The 19,877-nt window shown below is 69.1% G+C and carries 17 protein-coding genes; 9 read left to right on the forward strand and 8 right to left on the reverse strand.

Annotated features, from left to right (window positions below):
- The first annotated feature begins 5 nt into the window (after positions 1-5).
- A complete protein-coding gene (locus ASE63_RS13650) occupies positions 6-707 on the forward strand; it encodes an SDR family oxidoreductase (protein ID WP_056801901.1) in 702 nt (233 codons plus the stop codon).
- 7 nt (positions 708-714) lie between these two features.
- Here ASE63_RS13650 and ASE63_RS13655 read toward each other — a convergent pair whose 3' ends face one another.
- Positions 715-1,503 (reverse strand): class I SAM-dependent methyltransferase, encoded by a 789-nt coding sequence (locus ASE63_RS13655; RefSeq protein WP_056801904.1) that lies wholly within the window; start codon positions 1,501-1,503, stop codon positions 715-717.
- 206 nt (positions 1,504-1,709) lie between these two features.
- Between ASE63_RS13655 and ASE63_RS13660 the strand changes: the two genes are divergently transcribed.
- The 4 genes from ASE63_RS13660 to ASE63_RS13675 all read left to right on the forward strand — a co-directional run bounded on the left by ASE63_RS13660 (position 1,710) and on the right by ASE63_RS13675 (position 6,153).
- The gene (locus ASE63_RS13660) at positions 1,710-2,849 is read left to right on the forward strand and encodes an ABC transporter substrate-binding protein (protein WP_056801905.1); all 1,140 of its coding nucleotides are present in this window, start codon (positions 1,710-1,712) and stop codon (positions 2,847-2,849) included.
- Positions 2,850-2,856: 7 nt separating this feature from the next.
- Positions 2,857-3,921 carry an iron ABC transporter permease gene (locus ASE63_RS13665; protein ID WP_056801906.1) on the forward strand — a complete coding sequence of 355 codons (1,065 nt, stop codon included), beginning with the start codon at positions 2,857-2,859 and terminating at the stop codon, positions 3,919-3,921.
- A complete protein-coding gene (locus ASE63_RS13670; RefSeq protein WP_056801907.1) occupies positions 3,915-4,691 on the forward strand; it encodes an ABC transporter ATP-binding protein in 777 nt (258 codons plus the stop codon). The genes ASE63_RS13665 and ASE63_RS13670 overlap by 7 nt, the downstream gene beginning before the upstream one ends.
- A gap of 79 nt (positions 4,692-4,770) precedes the next feature.
- Positions 4,771-6,153 carry a PLP-dependent aminotransferase family protein gene (locus ASE63_RS13675; protein WP_056801908.1) on the forward strand — a complete coding sequence of 461 codons (1,383 nt, stop codon included), beginning with the start codon at positions 4,771-4,773 and terminating at the stop codon, positions 6,151-6,153.
- A 48-nt stretch (positions 6,154-6,201) separates the two neighbouring features.
- On the opposite strand, the gene ASE63_RS13680 is transcribed toward ASE63_RS13675, so the two are convergent.
- The 5 genes from ASE63_RS13680 to ASE63_RS13700 all read right to left on the reverse strand — a co-directional run bounded on the left by ASE63_RS13680 (position 6,202) and on the right by ASE63_RS13700 (position 11,857).
- Positions 6,202-6,603 (reverse strand): DUF983 domain-containing protein, encoded by a 402-nt coding sequence (locus ASE63_RS13680; protein ID WP_056801969.1) that lies wholly within the window; start codon positions 6,601-6,603, stop codon positions 6,202-6,204.
- 107 nt (positions 6,604-6,710) lie between these two features.
- A complete protein-coding gene (gene lpdA / locus ASE63_RS13685; protein WP_056801910.1) occupies positions 6,711-8,108 on the reverse strand; it encodes a dihydrolipoyl dehydrogenase in 1,398 nt (465 codons plus the stop codon).
- Between the two features lie 165 nt (positions 8,109-8,273).
- Positions 8,274-9,605: a dihydrolipoamide acetyltransferase family protein gene (locus ASE63_RS13690; RefSeq protein ID WP_056801920.1), complete on the reverse strand. Its 1,332-nt coding sequence runs from the start codon at positions 9,603-9,605 to the stop codon at positions 8,274-8,276.
- Positions 9,605-10,621 carry an alpha-ketoacid dehydrogenase subunit beta gene (locus ASE63_RS13695; RefSeq protein ID WP_056801922.1) on the reverse strand — a complete coding sequence of 339 codons (1,017 nt, stop codon included), beginning with the start codon at positions 10,619-10,621 and terminating at the stop codon, positions 9,605-9,607. The genes ASE63_RS13690 and ASE63_RS13695 overlap by 1 nt, the downstream gene beginning before the upstream one ends.
- Before the next feature lie 3 nt (positions 10,622-10,624).
- Complete coding sequence (locus tag ASE63_RS13700; RefSeq protein ID WP_056801924.1) at positions 10,625-11,857, reverse strand: 3-methyl-2-oxobutanoate dehydrogenase (2-methylpropanoyl-transferring) subunit alpha; 1,233 nt, start codon at positions 11,855-11,857, stop codon at positions 10,625-10,627.
- Positions 11,858-12,056: 199 nt separating this feature from the next.
- Here ASE63_RS13700 and ASE63_RS13705 point away from each other — a divergent pair, with 199 nt between their 5' ends.
- Positions 12,057-12,557 (forward strand): Lrp/AsnC family transcriptional regulator, encoded by a 501-nt coding sequence (locus ASE63_RS13705; protein ID WP_156410344.1) that lies wholly within the window; start codon positions 12,057-12,059, stop codon positions 12,555-12,557.
- A 15-nt stretch (positions 12,558-12,572) separates the two neighbouring features.
- Here the strand turns inward: ASE63_RS13705 and phnN are convergent, their stop codons facing one another.
- On the reverse strand, positions 12,573-14,627 hold the full coding sequence (gene phnN, locus ASE63_RS13710; protein ID WP_056801926.1) for a phosphonate metabolism protein/1,5-bisphosphokinase (PRPP-forming) PhnN: 2,055 nt from the start codon (positions 14,625-14,627) through the stop codon (positions 12,573-12,575).
- Positions 14,628-14,643: 16 nt separating this feature from the next.
- The gene (gene nadC / locus ASE63_RS13715; RefSeq protein WP_056801928.1) at positions 14,644-15,477 is read right to left on the reverse strand and encodes a carboxylating nicotinate-nucleotide diphosphorylase; all 834 of its coding nucleotides are present in this window, start codon (positions 15,475-15,477) and stop codon (positions 14,644-14,646) included.
- Between the two features lie 348 nt (positions 15,478-15,825).
- Here nadC and ASE63_RS13720 point away from each other — a divergent pair, with 348 nt between their 5' ends.
- The 3 genes from ASE63_RS13720 to ASE63_RS13730 all read left to right on the forward strand — a co-directional run bounded on the left by ASE63_RS13720 (position 15,826) and on the right by ASE63_RS13730 (position 19,854).
- The gene (locus ASE63_RS13720) at positions 15,826-16,803 is read left to right on the forward strand and encodes a TAXI family TRAP transporter solute-binding subunit (RefSeq protein ID WP_082609928.1); all 978 of its coding nucleotides are present in this window, start codon (positions 15,826-15,828) and stop codon (positions 16,801-16,803) included.
- Between the two features lie 4 nt (positions 16,804-16,807).
- Entirely contained in the window at positions 16,808-18,745 is a 1,938-nt protein-coding gene (locus ASE63_RS13725; RefSeq protein WP_056801932.1) for a TRAP transporter fused permease subunit, read from the forward strand.
- 278 nt (positions 18,746-19,023) lie between these two features.
- Entirely contained in the window at positions 19,024-19,854 is an 831-nt protein-coding gene (locus ASE63_RS13730) for an alpha/beta fold hydrolase (RefSeq protein ID WP_056801935.1), read from the forward strand.
- Positions 19,855-19,877: the final 23 nt, after the last annotated feature.

The following is a 19,877-nucleotide window of genomic DNA, read 5'->3' on the forward strand; positions in this document are numbered from 1 at the left end:
TGCAGATGACCCAGAAAGTAGCGATCGTCACCGCCGGCGGCAGCGGCATGGGGGCGGCCACGGCCCGCCGCCTCTCCAGGGACGGCTACCATGTCGCGATCCTGTCCTCCTCCGGCAAGGGCGAGGCGCTGGCGAAGGAGTTGGGCGGGATCGGCGTCACCGGTTCGAATCTCGTCCAGGACGACGTCAAGCGCCTGGTCGACCTGACGGTCGAGCGCTGGGGCCGCGTCGACGCGCTGGTCAACAGCGCCGGCCATGGGCCACGGGCCGCCATCCTCGACATCCCGGACGAGGACTGGCATCGCGGCCTCGACGTCTATTTCCTGAGCGCTGTCCGGGCGATCCGGCTGGTGACGCCGATCATGCAGGCGCAGAAATCCGGCGCCATCGTCAACATCTCGACCGCCTGGGCCTTCGAGCCGGACGCGATGTTCCCGACCTCGGCGATGGCGCGGGCCGGGCTCGCTGCCTTCACGAAAATCTTCGTCGACAAATACGCACCCGACAACATCCGCATGAACAACGTCCAGCCGGGCTGGATCGACAGCCTGCCGGCCACCGACGAGCGCCGCCAGCGTGTGCCGATGCAGCGCTACGGCACGAGCGACGAGATCGCGGGCACGATCGCTTTCCTGCTCTCTGCGGATGCCGGCTACATCACCGGCCAGAACATCCGCGTCGACGGCGGCGTCACGAAGTCGATCTGATCCGGGCTCAACCCGGCTTGCGCGCGCAGACCAGGAAGCGGTCCTGGCTGGCGCGCTCCAGCCGCTGGTAGAGCGGCATGAAGCGGCCCTGTGCGCGGTGGATGGCGCGCAGGTCGCGGTCGATCACGATATCGGCGAAGCCGGCCTCGGAGAGCAGCCGCGCGACCTCTTCCGGCCGGCAGCCGCCCGAGAAATAGACCCGCGAGACGATGTTCTCATGCGTCGCCATATAGGGCGCCGGCGGCCTCGGGTTCGAAAGGCGCTTCGCGAGGCGCGCCAGCAGCCGCAGCACCTTGCCGTTGCCGGGGCGCGGATTGGTCATGTCGGTATCGACGATGGCGACGCGCCCGCCAGGCTTCAGCACGCGGAACCATTCGCGGAAGGCGGAAGGCGGGTCCGGCAGCGTCCAGACCAGATGGCGGGTCGCCACGACATCGTAGCTGTCGCCTTCTTCCAGCGTGTCCTCGGCATCGCCGGCATAGAGCCTGATCGGCTTGCCGGCCGTCTTGGCGCGGGCGCGGGCGAGCATCGCCTCGGAAAGATCGAGCCCCGTGACGCCGTAGCCGAGTTCGGCCAGCAGCAGCGAGATCACCCCGGTGCCGCTGGCGAGATCGAGTGCTTTTGCGCCGCCGGCTTCGGCTCGGCCGATATGGCCGGCGAAGAGCGCGAGCCAGGCCTGCCGCTCCTCGGGCGAGAAGATCTCGTGGCCGGGCTGCGTGTCGAAGGTCTCCGAGCGCATCGACCAGAAGTCGCGGATCTCGTCCTTCAGGCTCATGTTGTGATGCAGCGTCGTCATGGCCGGGCGCTTTCTGGCTTGTCCGAGGCGGGAGCGAGAACCACGAAAGCCGGTGCCGAGGCAAGTGGCTTCGCAGCCCGCCGACGGCACCCCCCCGGAGGCCACCGTCATCTCTTTGTTTTGTTTAAATTAATTCTAAAACATAGTCCTTGACCCATCCGGGGGGCGGACCTAGGAGCCAGCGACTTCGCCCCGGAGGTCTCCTCATGCCAATCCTGCGCGCCGTCCTGGGGACGGTCCTGCTGGCGGGCTCGCTGCTCGCGGGCTCCATCCCTGCATTCGCCGAGAAGGTTTCGGTCACCGATGTGCTCGGGCGCAAGGTCGAGGTCGAGGCGCCTGTGCAGCGCGTCATCCTCGGCGAGGGCCGGCAGATGTATTTCGTTGCCGCGCTCGACAAGGAAGACCCGTTCAAGCGCGTCGTCGCCTGGCGCGACGACCTGCCCAAGGCCGACCCCGACAGCTACAAGCAGTATCTCGCGGGCTATCCCCAGATCGCCAAGCTGCCGAGCTTCGGCGGGATGAAGGAAGGCGCCTTCGACATCGAGCAGGCGATCGCGCTCAAGCCCGACGTGCTGTTCATGAATGTCGAGGCCAAGATCGCCAGCGACGAGGCCAGTCTGGTCGAGAAGCTCGCCGCCGTCGGCATCCCGGTGGTCTATGTCGATTTCCGCGAGAAGCCGTTCCAGAACACCGAGCCGTCGATGCGGCTGATCGGCAAGCTCTTCGGCAAGGAAAAGCTCGCCGAGGACTTCATAGCCTTCCGCGCCGCCGAGATCGCCCGCGTCACCGAAAGGATCGCCAAGACACAGAACCTCAGGCGCCCGCTGGTGATGGTCGAGCGCGCCGGCGGGTATTCCGACGATTGCTGCATGTCCTTCGGCAACGAGAATTTCGGCAAGATGGTCGAGATCGCCGGCGGCACGAATTTCGGCTCGACGCTGATCCCGGGCACCTTCGGCACGGTCAATCCCGAGGCGGTGGTCGCCGCCAACCCGGACGTCGTGATCGTCACCGGCGGCAACTGGGGCGCCTTCGTGCCGGGCGGCGCCTGGGTCGGGCTTGGGCCCGGCAGCGATCTGGTCGAGGCGCGCCGCAAGCTCGCGGCGCTGGCCGCCCGCCCCGCCTTCGGCCAGACCCAGGCCGTGAAGAACGGCCGCGTCCACGCGATCTGGCACCAGTTCTACAACAGCCCCTACCAGTTCGTGGCGATCCAGGAGATCGCGAAATGGCTGCATCCCGAGCTGTTCGCCGATCTCGATGCCGACGCCACGCTGAAGACGCTGCATGAGCGCTTCCTGCCCTTGCCCTACGAGCCCGGCTACTGGGTCACGGTCGAGCGCAAGTGAGCGGCCGATGACCGCGACCGCCGCCCGCGAGGCTCAATACGGGCACCAGGCCTATCGTGCGCTGACGTTGCGGCGGCGCCTTATCCTGCTCGGCATGGCGGTGGTGCTGCTGGCGAGCCTCGTCGTCGACCTGATGCTCGGCCCGGCGCGCTACGATGTCGGGCAGGTGCTCTCGACGCTGTTTGACCCGGCTTCCGCGCCGGCGGCACTGCGCGTGGTGATCTGGGACATCCGCCTGCCGGTGGCGCTGATGGCGGTCGTCACCGGCGCCTCGCTCGCGGTCGCCGGCGCGCAGATGCAGACGATCCTGAACAACCCGCTGGCGAGCCCCTTCACGCTCGGCATCTCGGCTGCGGCGAGCTTCGGGGCGGCGCTGGCGCTGGTCTTCGGCGTCGGCCTTCTGCCGCTCGCAGCGGACTACATCGTGCCGATCAACGCCTTCGTCATGGCGATGGGCGCTGCCCTCATCATCCACCTGCTGAGCCAGGCGCGCGGCGTCACCACCGAGACGGTGATCCTGCTCGGCATCGCGCTGGTCTTCACCTTCAACGCGCTGCTGGCGCTGCTGCAGTTCTTCGCTTCCGAGCAGGCGCTGGGAGCCGTGGTGTTCTGGACGCTGGGCTCGCTGACCAAGGCGAGCTGGCAGAAGCTCGCGATCACCACCGCGGTGCTGGCCTTCACCCTGCCCTTCTTCCTGCGCCGCGCCTGGGCGCTGACGACGCTGCGCCTCGGCGACGACAAGGCGGCGAGCTTCGGCATCAACGTCAGGCGGCTGCGGCTCGAGATCATGCTGCTGGTCGCCTTGCTCGCCGCGGTGCCGGTCTCCTTCGTCGGCACGATCGGCTTCATCGGCCTCGTCGGCCCGCATATCGCGCGCATGGTCATCGGCGAGGACCAGCGCTTCTTCCTGCCAGCCTCGGCGCTGGCGGGAGCTGCGATCCTTTCCGCCTCCTCGGTGGTCTCGAAATCGCTGATCCCGGGGCTGATCTTCCCGATCAGCATCGTCACCTCGCTGATCGGCGTGCCCTTCTTCTTCAGCCTGATCATGACCAGCCGGAAGCGCTCATGGTGAAGCTCGCGCTGAGCGGCGTCGGCGTTGCCTATGGGCGGCGGCGCGTGCTGCAGGACATCGACGCGCAGGAGCTCCGGGGCGGCGAGGTCGTCGCCGTGATCGGCGCCAACGCGGCCGGCAAGTCGAGCCTATTCCGCCGCATCGCGGGCCTGGCCTCCGGCGAGGGCGAGGTCAGAATCAGCGGCCAGAGCCGCGTCCAGGGACGGCCTGCGCCGAGCACCTGCTACCTGCCGCAGGACACGGCCGTGAATGCCGTGCTCACCGTCTATGAATCGATCCTGCTGGCGCTCAAGCAGGGCGGTTCCTGGGCGGTCAGCGACGACGAGCTGCACCGCATCGACCGCGTGCTGCGCGAGCTCGAGATCGAGGAGCTCGCCTTCCGCGGCCTCGGCGAATTGTCCGGTGGTCAGCGCCAGCTCGTCTCGATCGCCCAGACGCTGGCGCGGGAGCCCGATATCCTGCTGCTCGACGAGCCGACCAGCGCGCTCGACCTGCACCGCCAGTTCGAGGTGCTCTCGCTGGTCCGCCGGCTGGCGCATGAGCGCGGCATGCTGGTGCTGGTCTCGATCCACGACCTCAACCAGGCGCTGCGCTTCGCCGACCGGGTGATGGTGCTGGCGCATGCGCGCCTCGTGGCGCTGGGTGACCCGCGCACGATCGTGACGCCGGCCCTGCTCGACGATGTCTATGGCGTCCGTGCCCGCGTCGAGACGCTCGCCAGCGGCGAACCCTATGTGCTGGTCGAGGGTTCGAGCCGGCACGCCGTCTAGGCCTCCCCGACCGGCTTGCCTGCCGCCCTGATCCAGACAATATAGCGCTTTGTATGGCTGTGGCGCTGGAGCACCGGAAATGGCGCAGGACGAGGCTGTTGCGGGCTGGATCGGGCGCCTCGATCCTCTGGCCGGACCGCGCTATCTCCAGATCGCCGACCGCATCACCGAGGCTGTCGCGGCAGGGACGCTGCGCCCGGGCGACCGGCTGCCGCCGCAGCGCCGGCTGGCGGAACTGCTCGACCTCGACCTGACGACGATCACCCGCGCCTATGCCGAGGCACGCCAGCGCAACCTGATCGACGCCGTGACCGGGCGCGGCTCCTTCATCGCCTCACGCCCCGAGGCCTCCGGGCCGCCCGTCGATCTCAGCATGAACATCCCGCCGGCGCCCAAGGGTGTGCGGCTGACGGAACTGATGCAGCGGGGGATCGCCGAGGTGCTGGCGCGTTCCAGCGCCGACCTGCTGATGACCTATCATGTCGGCCCGGGCGCGCTCGCCGACCGGGCGGCGGGCTGCACCTGGCTCGCCCCCGTGCTGGGGCGCTTCGATCCCGGGCGGTTCCTCGTCGCGCCGGGTGCCCAGACAGCGCTGGTCGCGCTGCTGAGCGCCTTGTCTCGGCCGGGCGATGCGCTGCTCTGCGAGGCGCTGACCTATCCCGGCTTGCTCTCCGCGGCGCGGCTTCGGGGCCTGAAGCCCGTGCCGGTCGCGGGCGACGAGGAGGGCTTGCGCCCCGATGCACTCGCGGATGCGGCGCGTACCCATGGCGCGAGGCTGCTCTGCCTGACGCCGACGATCCAGAACCCGACCGCGACCACCATGCCGGAAGCGCGCCGGCGCGAAATTGTGCGGGTGGCGCGGGCGCTGGACCTGACCATCATCGAGGACGATCCCTACAGCCTGCTCGCGGGCGACGCCCCGCCGGCGATCGCGGCGCTGGCCCCGGAACGGAGCTGGCATGTGGCGACGCTTTCGAAGGCGCTGACGCCTGGGCTGCGTACCGCTTTCGTTGTCGCTCCCGAGGGTGGCAGCCCCGATGTGCTGATCGAGGCGCTGCGCGCGATCGCGCTGATGCCGGCCCCGCTAATGACGGCGCTGGCGACGCATTGGATCAGGATCGGCGCCGCCGCCGACCTGCTCGACGGCGTGCGCCGGGAGGCGGCCGCTCGGCAGGCGCTGGCGCGCAGTATCCTGCCGGCATCCGGCCGGAGCCATCCGAACGGGCTGCATATCTGGCAGCCCTTGCCGGCGCATTGGGATCGCCACCGGCTGATCGAGGCAGCCCGCGCCGAGGGGCTGGGCGTGACGCCGTCGGATACGTTCAGCGCCGGCGGGGCATCGCCCGATGCAGTGCGCATCTCGCTTGGCGGCGTGCCCGACCGGGCGCGGCTAGGCGACGCGCTGAAGACGCTGGCAGCGATCATTGGCCATGAGCGGGCTCCTGCGCCGCAGGCCGTCTGACGGCTTAGCCGTCATCAACTCACGCAAGTGAGGTGATGACGGGGAGGCTCAGCCTTCCGGCGTCTCCCGGGGTTTCGGCTTGGCCAGCCTGCCCTCCTCGGCCTTGTGGAAGAACTGCGCGGCCACCAGCCAGCCCTTCAGGGGCTGCAGCGGCGGGATGCAGGTCAGCAGGATCAGCGGCAGCGTGGTGACGAAATGCACCCAGGTCGGCGGGTCATAGGTCAGTTCCATCCAGAGCGGGAAAGCGGCCGCCGGCACGCAGACGAACATCATCACGAAGAAGGCCGGGCCGTCCGCCGGGTCTGCGAAGGAGTAGTCGAGGCCACATGCTTCGCAGGAGGGTCGCAGCTTCAGGAAGCCGTCGAACAGCTTGCCCTCGCCGCAGCGCGGGCAGCGGCCGCGCAGGCCGGTCTTCAGCGGCGACAGGGGCGGCCATTGCTCGCCGGACATCACGATCTCCCGAAAGCGCGCCGTTGCGGCACGCGCTTTCACATGGGAGTCATAAAAGACAATGTCAACATTGTATGCATGCAAGCGGCGCACCTGCGACAATCCGCTCAGATATGGATGGCGTGCCCGAGCGCCTTGAGCGCCGCCTCCTGGAAGCCCTCGCCCAGCGTCGGATGGGCGTGGATCGTGCCGGCGACATCCTCCAGCGTCGCGCCCATCTCGATGGCGAGGCCGAAGGCCGTCGAGAGCTCGGAGACGCCCGAACCGACCGCCTGGATGCCGAGGACGAGCTGCGTCTGCGCCTGCGCGACGATGCGCACGAAGCCTTGCTCGCCGTCCTTGGTCATGGCGCGGCCATTGGCGGCGAAGGGGAACTGCCCGACCTTGATCTCCTGGCCGGTGCGGCGCGCCTCCTCCGGCGAGAGGCCGACCGAGACGATCTCGGGATCGGTGAAGCAGATCGCCGGGATGCCGCGCTTGTCCCAGGCGCGCGGCAGCCCGGCGGCGATCTCCGCCACCATCTCGCCTTGCGCCATGGCGCGATGCGCCAGCATCGGCTCGCCGGTGACGTCACCGATGGCGTGGATGCCGCGCATCGAGGTCTCGCAGCGCTCGCCGATGCGGATGAAGCGGCCGTCCATGTCGAGCACCAGCTCCTCAAGGCCGAGCCCGGCCGTGGCAGGCGCGCGCCCGACCGTGACGAGGATCCTGTCGGCAGCGATGCGGCGCTCCTGGCCCTCGGCCGTCTCGATCAGCAGGGCATCGCCCTTGGGCGCGAGGCCGCGTGCCTTGGCACCGAGCAGGACGTCGACGCCGAGCGCCGTCAGCCGCTTGGCGACGGGTGCGGTCAGCTCGGCATCGTAGAGCGGCAGGATGCGCGATTGCGCCTCCACCACCGTGACCTGGCTGCCGAGCTTGGCGAAGGCGATGCCGAGTTCGAGCCCGATATAACCGCCGCCGACCACGGCGAGCTTCTTCGGCACCTCTGCGAGCGCGAGCGCTTCCGTCGAGGAGATCACATTGCCGCCGAAGGGCAGGAAAGGCAGTTCGACCGGCACCGAGCCGGTGGCGATCACGATCCGCTCGGCCCGGATCACCCGCGGTCCGGTCTCGGTCTCGACGACCACGGTCTTGCCGTCGCGGAAGCGGGCGCGGCCATTGACGATCTTGACCTTGGCCTTGCGCAGCAGAGCGCCGACGCCATTGTTGAGGCGCTGGACGATGCCGTCCTTCCAGGCCACGGCCTTGCCGAAATCGAGCGCCGGCGTACCGGCCGTCAGTCCGAAGGGCGTCTTGCCGGCGGCGGCATGGGATGCCTTCTCGAACTCCTCGGCGACATGGATCATCGCCTTGGAGGGGATGCAGCCGACATTCAGGCAGGTGCCCCCGAGCTTGCCGCCCTCGACGATGACGGTGTCGATGCCGAGCTGCCCGGCGCGGATGGCGCAGACATAGCCGCCGGGCCCGGCGCCGATGACGAGCAGCTTGCAGGTGATCTCGGTCATGGGCGGGTTCTCCGGTGCCTGCTGCCGTCGTAGTTCGATGCTCCACCCGTCATTGCGAGCGAAGCGAAGCAATCCAGAAGGCCGTAGAGCCCTGCCGCCCCGTCATTGCTTCGCTGACGCTCGCAATGACGGGGAGCGGATTGCAGGACAAGAAGCTCCATCACCTCACCCATCGATGAACAGCGTCGCCGGGTTCTCCAGCAGCTCCTTGAGGCGCTGCACGAAGACGGCCGCATCCCAGCCGTCGACGACGCGATGGTCGAAGCTGGAGGAGAGGTTCATCATCTTGCGCGGCACGAAGGTCGTGCCGTCCCAGACCGGGCGCACCACCATCTTGTTGACGCCGACGATGGCGACCTCGGGGTGGTTGATCACCGGCGTCGTGGCGATGCCGCCGAGCGCGCCCAGCGAAGTGATGGTGATGGTCGAGCCGGTCAGCTCGTCGCGGGTCGCGATGCCGTCGCGGGCGCGCTCGGCGATGCGGTTGAGTTCCAGCGCGCAGCCGAAGATGTCGCGCGCCTCGGCATGCTTCACCACGGGCACCATCAGCCCGCCCGGCGTCTGCGTTGCGATGCCGAGATGGATGCCGGCATGCTGGCGGACGATGCCGGCCTCGTCGTCATAAAGCGCGTTGAGGTTCGGCTGCTCGGCCAGCGCCTTGACCATGGCGCGCATCAGGAAGGGCAGCAGCGTCAGCTTCGGCCGCTCGGCTGTAGGCTTCCGGTTCAGCGTCGCACGCAGATCCTCGAGCGGGGAGACGTTCACCTCCTCGACGATGGTGATATGCGGAATGCGCGCCTTGGACAGCGCCATCTTCTCGGCGATCCTGCGCCGGAGGCCGACGATCTTGACCTCGGTGACGGCGCTCTTCTGGCTGAGGCCCGGCGCATGGCCGGGCTCCGGACCGCGCAGCAGGAAGGCATCGAGATCCTCGTGCAGGATGCGCCCGGCCGGGCCTGTGCCGGCGGCCTGGCGCAGGTCGATGCCGGCCTCGCGCGCCCTGAGGCGCACCGCCGGCGAGGCCAGCGGCTTGTCGCCCGGCGCGCGACGCGGTGCGGCCAGAGCTTGCGGGGTCGCAGCCGCGATCGCCCGAACCGGCTTCGGCACCGTCATGGCGCGCGGCGGTTCGGAATTATCGGCCTCGGCGGTTGGTTTTGCGACGGGTTTGACCGGCTCTGCGGCAGCTTCAGGGGCGTCGCTCCCTGTAGCCTCGCCCGGCTCCGGCTCTTCTGCCACCTCCGCGGCTGCTCCCTCGCCCGCGACCTTCAGCTTCACCAGCGCCGAGCCGATCGCGACCGTGTCGCCGATCTCGGCACCGATCCAGGTGACCTCGCCATCGACGGGTGCCGGAATCTCGACGGTTGCCTTGTCGGTCATCACGGCGGCGAGCAGGTCGTCCTCGCGGATGATGTCGCCGACCTTGACGTGCCACTCGACCAGCTCGGCCTCGGCGATGCCTTCGCCGACATCGGGAAGCTTGATGATGCGCTCGGCCATCAGCGGCTCTCCACGATCTCGGCAAGCGCCCGGCCGACGCGGGCCGGGCCGGGGAAATAGGCCCATTCCTGGGCATGCGGATAGGGCGTGTCCCAGCCCGCCACGCGCCGGACCGGCGCCTCGAGATGGTAGAAGCAGGTCTCCTGCACCAGCGCGGCCAGCTCCGCGCCGAAGCCGGAGGTCAGCGTCGCCTCGTGCAGCACCATGCAGCGGCCGGTCTTGGCGACGGAGGCGGTGATCGTGTCGAGATCCAGCGGCACCAGGCTGCGCAGGTCGATCACCTCCGCATCGATGCCGGTCTCCTGCGCCACGGCCTCCGCGACATGCACCATGGTGCCGTAGGTGACGATGGTGCAGGCCGATCCCTCGCGGCGGATCGCCGCCTTGCCGAGCGGCAGGGCAAAATGGCCCTCGGGCACCTCGCCGAGCTCATGCTTCGACCAGGGCGTCACCGGCCGGTCGTGATGGCCGTCGAAGGGGCCGTTATAGAGCCGCTTCGGCTCGAGGAAGATCACCGGGTCCGGGTCCTCGATCGCGGCGATCAGCAGGCCCTTGGCGTCGTAGGGGTTGGACGGCACCACCGTCTTCAGGCCGGAGACATGGGTGAAGAGGGCTTCCGGGCTCTGGCTGTGGGTCTGGCCGCCGAAGATGCCGCCGCCGGTCGGCATGCGGATCACGATCGGGCAGGTGAAGTCGCCGTTCGAGCGATAGCGCAGCCGCGCGGCTTCGGAGACGATCTGGTCATAGGCCGGATACATGTAGTCGGCGAACTGGATCTCGATGCAGGGCCGCAAGCCATAGGCCGCCATGCCGATCGCCGTGCCGACGATGCCGGCCTCGCTGATCGGGGCGTCGAAGCAGCGCGTCACGCCATATTTCTGCTGGAGGCCGTGGGTGCAGCGGAAGACGCCGCCGAAGAAGCCGACATCCTCGCCGAAGACCACGACATTCTCGTCCCGGCCCATCGAGACGTCCATGGCGGAGCGGATGGCCTCGATCATCGTCATGCGCGGCATGGATCAGACTCCAAGCTGCTGGCGCTGGCGGCGCAGATGCGGCGGCAGCTCGGCATAGACGCCCTCGAACATGTCGCGGGCCGAGGGCTTGCCGCCGGCATGCAGCGTGCCGAAGCTCTCGGCCTCCTTCTGGGCCGCGATGACGGTCGCCATGACCTCGGCCTCGGCCTGCTTGTGGCGCTCCTCGGTCCACGCGCCGATGGCAATGAGGTGTTCCTTCAGACGGTGCAGCGGGTCGCCCAGCGGCCAGCCGTCGGATTCGTGCTTGGGGCGGTAGGCGGAAGGGTCGTCCGAGGTCGAGTGCGCGCCGGCGCGGTAGGTAACGTATTCGATCAGTGTGGGACCCAGATTGCGGCGGGCGCGCTCGATCGCCCATTGCGCCACCGCATAGGTCGCGAGGTAGTCGTTGCCGTCGACCCTGAGCGCCGGGATGCCGAAGCCGAGCCCGCGCGCCGCGAAGGTGCCGGAGCCGCCCCGCGCGATGCCTTGGAAGGTCGAGATCGCCCACTGGTTGTTGACGACGTTCAGCACCACGGGGGCCTTGTAGGTCGAGGCGAAGACGAGCGCAGCGTGGAAATCCGATTCAGCCGTCGAGCCGTCGCCGACCCAGGCGGCGGCGATGCGCGTGTCCTGCTTGATCGCCGAGGCCATGGCCCAGCCGACGGCCTGGACGAACTGCGTCGCGAGATTGCCGGAGATCGAGAAGAAGCCGTGCTGCTTCGAGGAATACATCACCGGGAGCTGGCGACCCTTCAGCGGGTCGCGCTCGTTGGAATAGATCTGGCACATCATGTCGACGAGCGGATAGTCGTCGGCGATCAAGAGCCCGGCCTGGCGATAGGTCGGGAAGTTCATGTCGCCGGGCTCGAGCGCGATCCGGAAGGCGCAGCTCACCGCCTCCTCACCGGTGTGCTGCATGTAGAACGAGGTCTTGCCCTGACGCTGGGCCATCTGCATGCGGGCGTCGAAGGAGCGCAGCGTCATCATGTGGCGCAGCCCCCGGATCAGGTCCTCCTTGGAGAGATCCGGGACCCAGGGGCCGACGGCCTCGCCCTCGCGGTTCAGCACGCGGATGATCGAATAGGCGAGATCGCGGATCTCTTTCGGATCGACATCGACCGGCGGGCGGGCGACGGAGCCGGCCTTCGGGATCACGACATTGGAGAAGTCCGGCCGGTCGCCCGGCCGGCTCGCCGGCTCCGGCACGTGAAAGCGAAGACGGGTTTCAGACGTCATGATCGCGCTCCATCCCTATCCATCGCAGCATTCCGCCGTCCGTCGCGGACGGCAAGCCGTATCCTGTCGCGGAGCTTTCCACCCGCTTGCCGGCAGGCTAGCCCGGCTCGGGACAACAGTTCTTCTCGAAAATGGTTGCGCGACGAACCATTCGCGGAAATAGATTCTGCGTTATCGCATCAAGACAGGATGATTTTCCGTGATACCGCGCAACAGGCGATCGGACGAGCCGGATCAGACCGATCTACGGATTCTCTCCGCGCTGCAGGAGGACGGCCGGCTGACCACGAACGCGCTGGCCGAGAAGGTCGGGCTCTCGCCCTCGCCCTGCTGGACGCGGGTCAAGCGGCTGGAGGAGAGCGGCGCAATCGAGAAATATGTCGCGGTGCTCGACCACAAGGTGCTGGGCTACGACAACATCGTATTCGTCGAGATCACGCTCGACAAGCATGACGACAAGATCCTCGACCAGTTCGGCGAGGCGCTGACGCGTATCCCCGAGATCGTCGAGGCCCATCTGGTCACCGGCGAATACGACTACCTGATCAAGGTCGTGGTCAGCGGCACGGCGCATTACGAGCGCTTCCTGCGCGAGACGCTCCACCGCATCCGCGGCATCCGGCAGACGCGCACCAATTTCGGGCTCAGGACGCTGAAGCGCGCGATCTCGATCGACCCGCTCAAGATGCCGAGACCCTGAGGCCGGGCGGGTCGCTCAGCCGAGCACGAACCCGTCATCGGCGGCTGCCATCGCGACTGCAGCCTCGAGGTCCGGCGCCGCCGAGGCGTGGATCACGAAGAGCGCCTCGCCGGCCGCGACCTCGTCGCCGACGCGGCGCAGCAGGTCGATGCCGGCGCCCTTGTCGAAGGGGGCGCCGGCGCGGCGCGCGATGCCGCCGATGCGCCAGCCGTCGATCTCGCCGATCCGCCCCGGGCGCGGGGCCCTGACCGGATGCATCAACGCGGCCGGCTTCGGCATCGGGTCGCGGCGGCCCTGCGCCGTCACGATCCGGTCCAGTGCGGCGCGCGCCGCACCCGAGGACAACAGCGCCGCGGCCCGCGCACGGCTGTGCGCCAGCGTCCCGACCGCAGGGTCCCAGGACAGGATGCGCCCGGCGAAGTCGAGCGCCTTCTCGCGCAGGTCGGGCGGCGCCTCGGCATCGCCTTCCAGCACGCGGAGCACGTCGCGGACCTCGAGCGCCGGGCCGATGCCGCGCCCGATCGGGGCCGCGCCGCAGGTCGCGACGGCCTCGACATGCAGGCCGACATCGCGGCCGACCGTCTCGAACAGCCGGCCGAGTTCCTCGGCCTCCTCCCGGCTGCGCAGCTTGGCCCGCGGGCCATAGGGCAGGTCGACCGCGACATGGGTCGCGCCGGCGGTGAGCTTCTTCGAGATGATCGAGGCCACCGACCAGCGGTTCGAGTCGATGCCGAGCGGCCGGGTGATCGCGTTCATCACGTCGTCGACCGCGGAATGGTTGAGCCGGCCGTTCCAGGCGATGCAGGCGCGTGCCTGCTCGACAGTGCGGCGAACCTCGTCCGCGGTGAGATCGACCCGCGCCAGCACCTCCATCGCATCGGCCGTTCCGGCGGCCGAGGTGATGGCGCGCGAGGAGGTCTTCGGCATGGCGAGGCCATGGGCGGCGACAATGGGCGCGACGATCAGCGTGATGCGACTGCCGGGGATGCCGCCCATCGAATGCTTGTCGACGACGATCGGCTCGTCCCAGCGCAGGGGCGTCGAGAACGAGGCGCGGACGCGCGCCAGCGCACCGACCTCGGCATCGCTGAGCGAGCGGGTGGCGGCGACGAGAAAAGCGGCGATCTCGCTGTCGGGATAGCGGCCCTCGGCGATGTCGCGCAGCAGCGTGGCATAGTCGTTGCGGCCGAGTTCGCGGCCCTGGATCTTCGCCCGCAGCGCGTCGCGGCTGTGCTGCGGCGGCGTCCGCGTCAGCTCGATCTCGCTGCCAGCCGGCAAGCCGAGTTCCGCGAAGGCCTCACGCGACAGGCCAATCTCGCCGGGTTCCAGCAGCCAGCCGGAATCGACGACATTGATCCGCGCGCGGATGCTGCGAGGTTGCCCCTCCCCCGCGAGCCGCCCGGCGACATCGACCTTGCCCGGCCCGTCGAAATCCGCGACGCCGAGGATGCTGTCACCAGGCAGATAGGCGATGTTGTCGCGCCAAGCATCGATCGGGACGGGCTTGAGCGTGAGGCGCCGCGTCGCCGCATCGATCGCGGCGAGGAAGTGCTCGACGCCCTCCTCGACCGCACCGTTGTTCTCGACGACCAGCGTTTCGATCCCATCAGGCAGGTCCGGCGTCCGGCGTGCGAGGCGGGCCGCGATGTCCTCCGGCGTCTCCCGGCCGCGCGAGGCGAGCCGCCGCGCCAGCACCTCGGGCGAGGCCGTGACGTTGATGATGATCAGCCGCGGCACTGCGCCGGCCAGCGCCTTCAGCACGCCGCGCGAGCCGTTGGCGACGATGTGCCGGCCGCGCAGGAGCTCGTCGCGCAGCGAGGCACGCAGGCCATAATGCAGGCCATGCGCGTTCCACGATGCGAGTAGCCCGCCCGCCGCCTGCAGGGCCGCGAACTCCACCTCGCCGATCGCCTCGTGATCCTCGCCGCCGGCATCGGCCGGGCGGGTGATCAAGCGCCGCGCGAAGGCGAAGCGGCCGCTATCGGCCAGCGCCTTGCGGGCGCCGTCCATCAGCGTGTCCTTGCCGGCGCCGCTGGGGCCGACGACGATGAAGAGGATACCTGGCCGCATGGTCTGCAAGATCGCTTCAGGCCTCGTCGAGGCCGATATCGACCGCAGGGGCCGACTGGGTGATCTTGCTGGTCGAGATATAGTCCACGCCGGTCTCCGCAACGGCTCGTATGGTCTCAAGGCGGATGCCGCCGGAGGCTTCGAGCTTGGCCCGGCCGGCGATATACGCGACCGCCTCTTTCATCTCCGGGATCGGCATGTTGTCGAGCATGATCACGTCGGCCCCGGCCGCGACGGCCTCGCGCACCTGTTCCAGCCGGTCGCATTCGACCTCGATTTTCGTCAGCACCGGCAGCCGGCGGCGGGCGCGCTCGACCGCCTGGGCGATGCCGCCGCAGACGGCGATGTGGTTATCCTTGATCATCACGCCGTTATCGAGGCCGAGGCGATGGTTGAGGCCGCCGCCGCAGGCGACGGCATGCTTCTCGAGCATGCGCAGGCCCGGCGTCGTCTTGCGGGTGTCGAGCAACCGCGCCCGGGTCCCGGCGATGATGTCGACATAGCGCGCCGTCTCGGTCGCGATCGCGGAGAGGCGCTGGACGATGTTGAGCGCCGTGCGCTCGGCGGTGAGGATGCCGCCCGCCGGCCCCTCGACATGCAGCAGCGTCGCGCCCTTCGAGACGCGCTCGCCATCGGCCGCCTCCAGCCTGATCGACAGGGCCGGCTCGTAGCGGCGGAAGACGGCGGCGGCGACCTCGATTCCGGCCAGCACCAGCGGCTCGCGGGCGTTCATGCGAAAGGCGCCGGTCTCGCCGGGTTCAATCATCAGCTGGACGGTGAGGTCGCAGGCGCCGATGTCCTCACGCAACCAGAGATCGATCAGTCGCTCGGTGGAGAAGCGGTCGTACATTCGCTCAGCCCTTGGCTTCAGCCTCTGAAACGCTCCGCCCTGGCGCGGGCGTCGCCCGGAGCGAATAGCACGAGAGCGAAAGGCTTGAATGGCTGATTTTCATGACTGTTTGCATACAAACCGGCCGACGCTGCGGACGGCGAAGTGACTGAGCGTCGGGAGGTTCGAATCCACGCCTTTCGGGTATCGCTGCGCCGGCACCGGCGGGTCCCGGCATTGACAAGCCATATGCACACCAACGAGCCTCCCCTCGCCCGGCGCAGGACATGCAGACCGGCAGGCGGGTTGAACCTCATGGCGGCATGCAGCTAGGCCGGGGCGTCAGGCGCGCCGCGCCGGGAGGAATCCATGAAGAGACTGGCTATCGCGTCGATGGCGGCGGCGGCTTTCATGCTCGCGGCGGGCCTAGCCGCCGCGCAGGCGACCCGGAAGATCACCCTGACCGGCGGCTCGGTCGGCGGCGCCTGGAGCGCCATCGGCAACGCCATCGGAGAAACGATCCGGCGCGAGGCGCCGGGCGCGGCCTTCAGCTACGAACCCGGCCGTGAGGCCGCCAACATCCTGCTGGTCTCGCAGGGCAAGGTCGAACTCGGCATCGCCCATGCGCAGCTGATCAAGCGGGCGCAGGCCGGCGAGGACCCGTTCAGGGCGCCGGTCGGCAATCTGCGGGCGCTGGCGCTGATCGACCCGCAGGCGGCCGTCCAGATCCTGGTGCGCGAGGATTCCGGCATCGAGAGCCTCAATGGCATCCTCGCCGCGAAAAAGCCGGTGCGCATCGCGCTCAACCAGCGCGGCACGCTGATGGCAGTGACCGGCGAGGAGGTGTTCCGGGCCTATGGCATTACGGCCAGGGACATCGAGGGCTGGGGCGGGCGCATCCACCATGTCGATTACAATGCCGGTCTCGAGATGATGAAGAACGGCCAGGTCGACATCATCATCAACATGCTCGCCTTCCCCTCGGGCCAGATCAGCAGCGCGACCCGCGAGATGAAGGTCAGGATGCTCGGCATCGGGCCGGAGGTCGCGGCGAGGCTCGGCAGCCAGCTCGGGACGGCGCCGATCACGATCCCGGCCGCGACCTATCCCTTCCAGCCGCAGGCCGTTCCGACGATCACCGGCAGCGTCGTGCTCTTCGCCGCCGCCGAGATGAAGGACGCGGATGCGGCCGCGATCGTCACCGGCATGCTCAGGCATTTCGACTATCTCAAGCAGGCCCATGCGACGCCGGCGCGGCTGGAGCCGACCGACCTCGCCACTGTCGCACCGCTCAAGCTCCATCCCGGCGCCGAAGCCGCCTATCGGCAGGCCGGCGTGCTGAAGTGATGCGATGCGCTTCCTGCTGAAGCTCCTGGCAACCGGCCAGCCGCGCAAGCTCGGCGCCGCCGAGCAATGGACCGTCCATGGCATCGGCGTCGCGACGGGCCTGCTGCTGCTGGCGATCGCCTTCGGCTGGTACGTCAAGCGCGAGATCGCGCTGTTTCTCTTCCTCGGCGCCGTGCTGGCGCTCGCCTTCCTGACCACGACCGGCAACCCGGCGCGCCCGACCGGGCGATCCTGGCCGGCCTTAGGGCTCGCGGCGCTGTCGCTTATCGCCTGCGGCTATTTCGTCGTCATGCAGCCCGTGCACGAATTGCGGCTGCCGATGATCGACGAGCTGTCGGGAGCCGACATCGCTGCTTCCATCGTGCTTGTCGCGCTGGTGATGGAGGCGACGCGGCGCTGCATAGGCATGATCCTGGTCGTGCTGGTGACGGGCTTCCTGGCCTATGCCGTCTTCGGCGACCGGCTCGGCGGCTCCTTCGCGCATCGCGGCTTCAGCGCGCAGGAGATCGTCGACCATCTCGTCTTCTCGACCAACGGCCTGTTCGGCCCGGCGCTCGAGGTCGCGGCCTTCCTCGTCTTCGTCTTCGTGGTCTTCGGCTCGCTGCTCGACCGGGTCGGCGGGGCCGATTTCTTCTACGACGTCGCCAACAGTATGGTCGGCCGGCAGGTCGGTGGCGCGAGCAAGGTCGCCGTCGTCTCGACCGGGCTCTACGGCTCGATCTCGGGCTCGCCCACCGCAGACGTCGTCACCACCGGCTCGTTCAGCATCCCGCTGATGATCAAGACCGGGATGAGCCGCACCCATGCGGGAGCGATCGAATCCGCGGCGTCGGCCGGCGGCGGGCTGCTGCCGCCGATCATGGGCTCGGCCGCCTTCCTGATGACCGACTTCACCGGCATCCCCTATGCAACGATCGCGCTGGCCGCGCTGCTGCCTGCGCTGCTGTTCTACCAGTCGGTTTTCCTCGCCGTGCATTTCAAGGCGCATCGCGACGGCATGAAGCCGATGTCCGAGGCGCCGCCGCCGTCGCTCCTCGCGATCCTGCAGCGCAACTGGGCCTATCTCGTGCCGATCGGCCTGCTGGTCTGGGGCGTGCTGAGCCTGAACCGGCCCGCCTTCGCCGGCGCCATCGCCGTCGCCGCGCTGCTGCCGGCGGCGCTCTGGCGCGACCGCAGCCCGCGCCAGCTGCTGCGCACGATCTTCTTCGGACTGAGCGACGGCATGCGCGGCATGATCGGCGTCGGCGTCGCCTGCGCCATCGCCGGCCTCGTCGTCGGCACGCTCTCGATGACCGACCTGACCGGCAAGATCAGCTCCGGCCTGTTCCACATGGCCGGCGGCAGCCCGCTGCTGACCATCATCGTCGCGGCATTCGTGATCATCGTGCTCGGCATGGGCATGCCGACGGCCGCGGTCTACGCTCTCTCGGCGGTGCTGGCGGCGCCGGCCCTGATCACGCTCGGCCTCGAAGTGCTGCCGGCGCATCTCTTCATCGTCTACATCGCCTCGATGTCGGCGATCACGCCACCGGTCGCGGTCGCGGCCTTCGCCGCAGCCTCGATCGCCAAGGCCAATCCGGTGTCCATAGCGCTGGTCGCCTGCCGGATCGCGATGGTCGCCTTCATCCTGCCCTTCGTCTTCATGTACCAGCCGGCACTGCTGCTGATCGGCACGGGCTGGGAGATCGTGCTCGCCGCCGGCGCGGCGGCGCTCGGCGTGCTGGCGCTCAACGCGGCGATCGAGGGCTACTACATCGCCCGGCTCAACCTTCCGAAGCGCTGCCTCCTCTTCGCCGCCGGCATCGCGCTGTTCCTGCCGCTGGAGGCTGCGCATATCGCGGGCGCGTCGCTGCTCGCGGCGGTGACGGCCTGGCTCCGGATCGCACGCGGAACCGGGAATACCCTCCCGGAACCGGCAAAAGCCGCCGCGCCTCCTCTGTAACGTCAGGCAGCCCGCGCATCATCCCTTCGACGGATAACCAAAGGTCAAACCGCGTCGCGTTCCGAGCCACCGGCCCCGGGAATGCAGGAATAATGGCGAAAGCGCGACAACCGGCCGCACGCCGCCAGCCCTGCGCCAATTGCGTCTCGCCCCCGCCATCGCGAGCATGGCGGCGGCGGGCCGGCTGCGTCATCTTCCGCGGTTCCGGCAGGCCCGTGCGGGCCACGGCCGGCAAGTCGCGACAAGCGCAGCGCATGCGCCGTACAGGGAGCCCTTCCATGGCCCAAGACGAAAACGACCTTCCCGGTCCGGCGAGTTTCGAGGTGCCTCTCGCGGACGGCGCCATCCTGCGGGCCGTCACGCAAGGCAAGGGGCGCCCCCTGCTGCTCGTCACCGGCCTCAGCGGCACCGCCGCCTTCTGGGAAAGCACCGCCGCGACGCTGGCGCGATCCTTCCGGGTCATCCGCTTCGACCAGCGCGGCATCGCACCGAGCACGCGCGGCGCGGCGGCCTGCACCATCGACGAACTCGCACGCGACTGCCTTGCCGTGCTCGACAAGGCGCGCATCGACAGCGCCGTCGTGCTGGGCCATTCGACCGGGGGCTGCATCGCGCAATCCCTGGCCAGGCAGGCACCGCGGCGCATCGACGGGCTGATCCTGAGCGGGAGCTGGCTGAAGCCGAGCCACTACATGGCCGGCTATTTCGGCGCCCGCCGCGCCATCCTCGGCACCCACCCGGAAGCCTATGCCGCGACCTCCGTGCTCTGCACCTATCCGCCGGCCTGGATCGAGGCGAACTGGCATGTCTACGAGGCGGCGCTCGCCGCCGCGCCGGCCACGGCCGAGGCGCAGGGGGTGATGCGCGAGCGCATCGATGCGCTGCTTGCCTTCGACGGCTCGGCCGGGGCGGCCGAGCTCACCATGCCGGTGCTGGTGCTGGGCGCGCGCGACGACATGGTCGTGCCGGCCTTCCTGCAGGAGGAACTCGCGGCCGCCCTGCCGGGTTGCGGCAAGACGATGCTCGACAGCGGCGGCCATCTCTTCCCGGCCTCGCGGCCGGACGCCTTCACCTCCACCATCGCCGACTGGATCGGCCGGCTCGGCTGACCGCGGCGGGGGCACCGCGTCGA

Source organism: Allobosea sp. Root381 (genome assembly GCF_001429395.1).
In the GTDB taxonomy this organism is placed as follows: domain Bacteria; phylum Pseudomonadota; class Alphaproteobacteria; order Rhizobiales; family Beijerinckiaceae; genus Allobosea.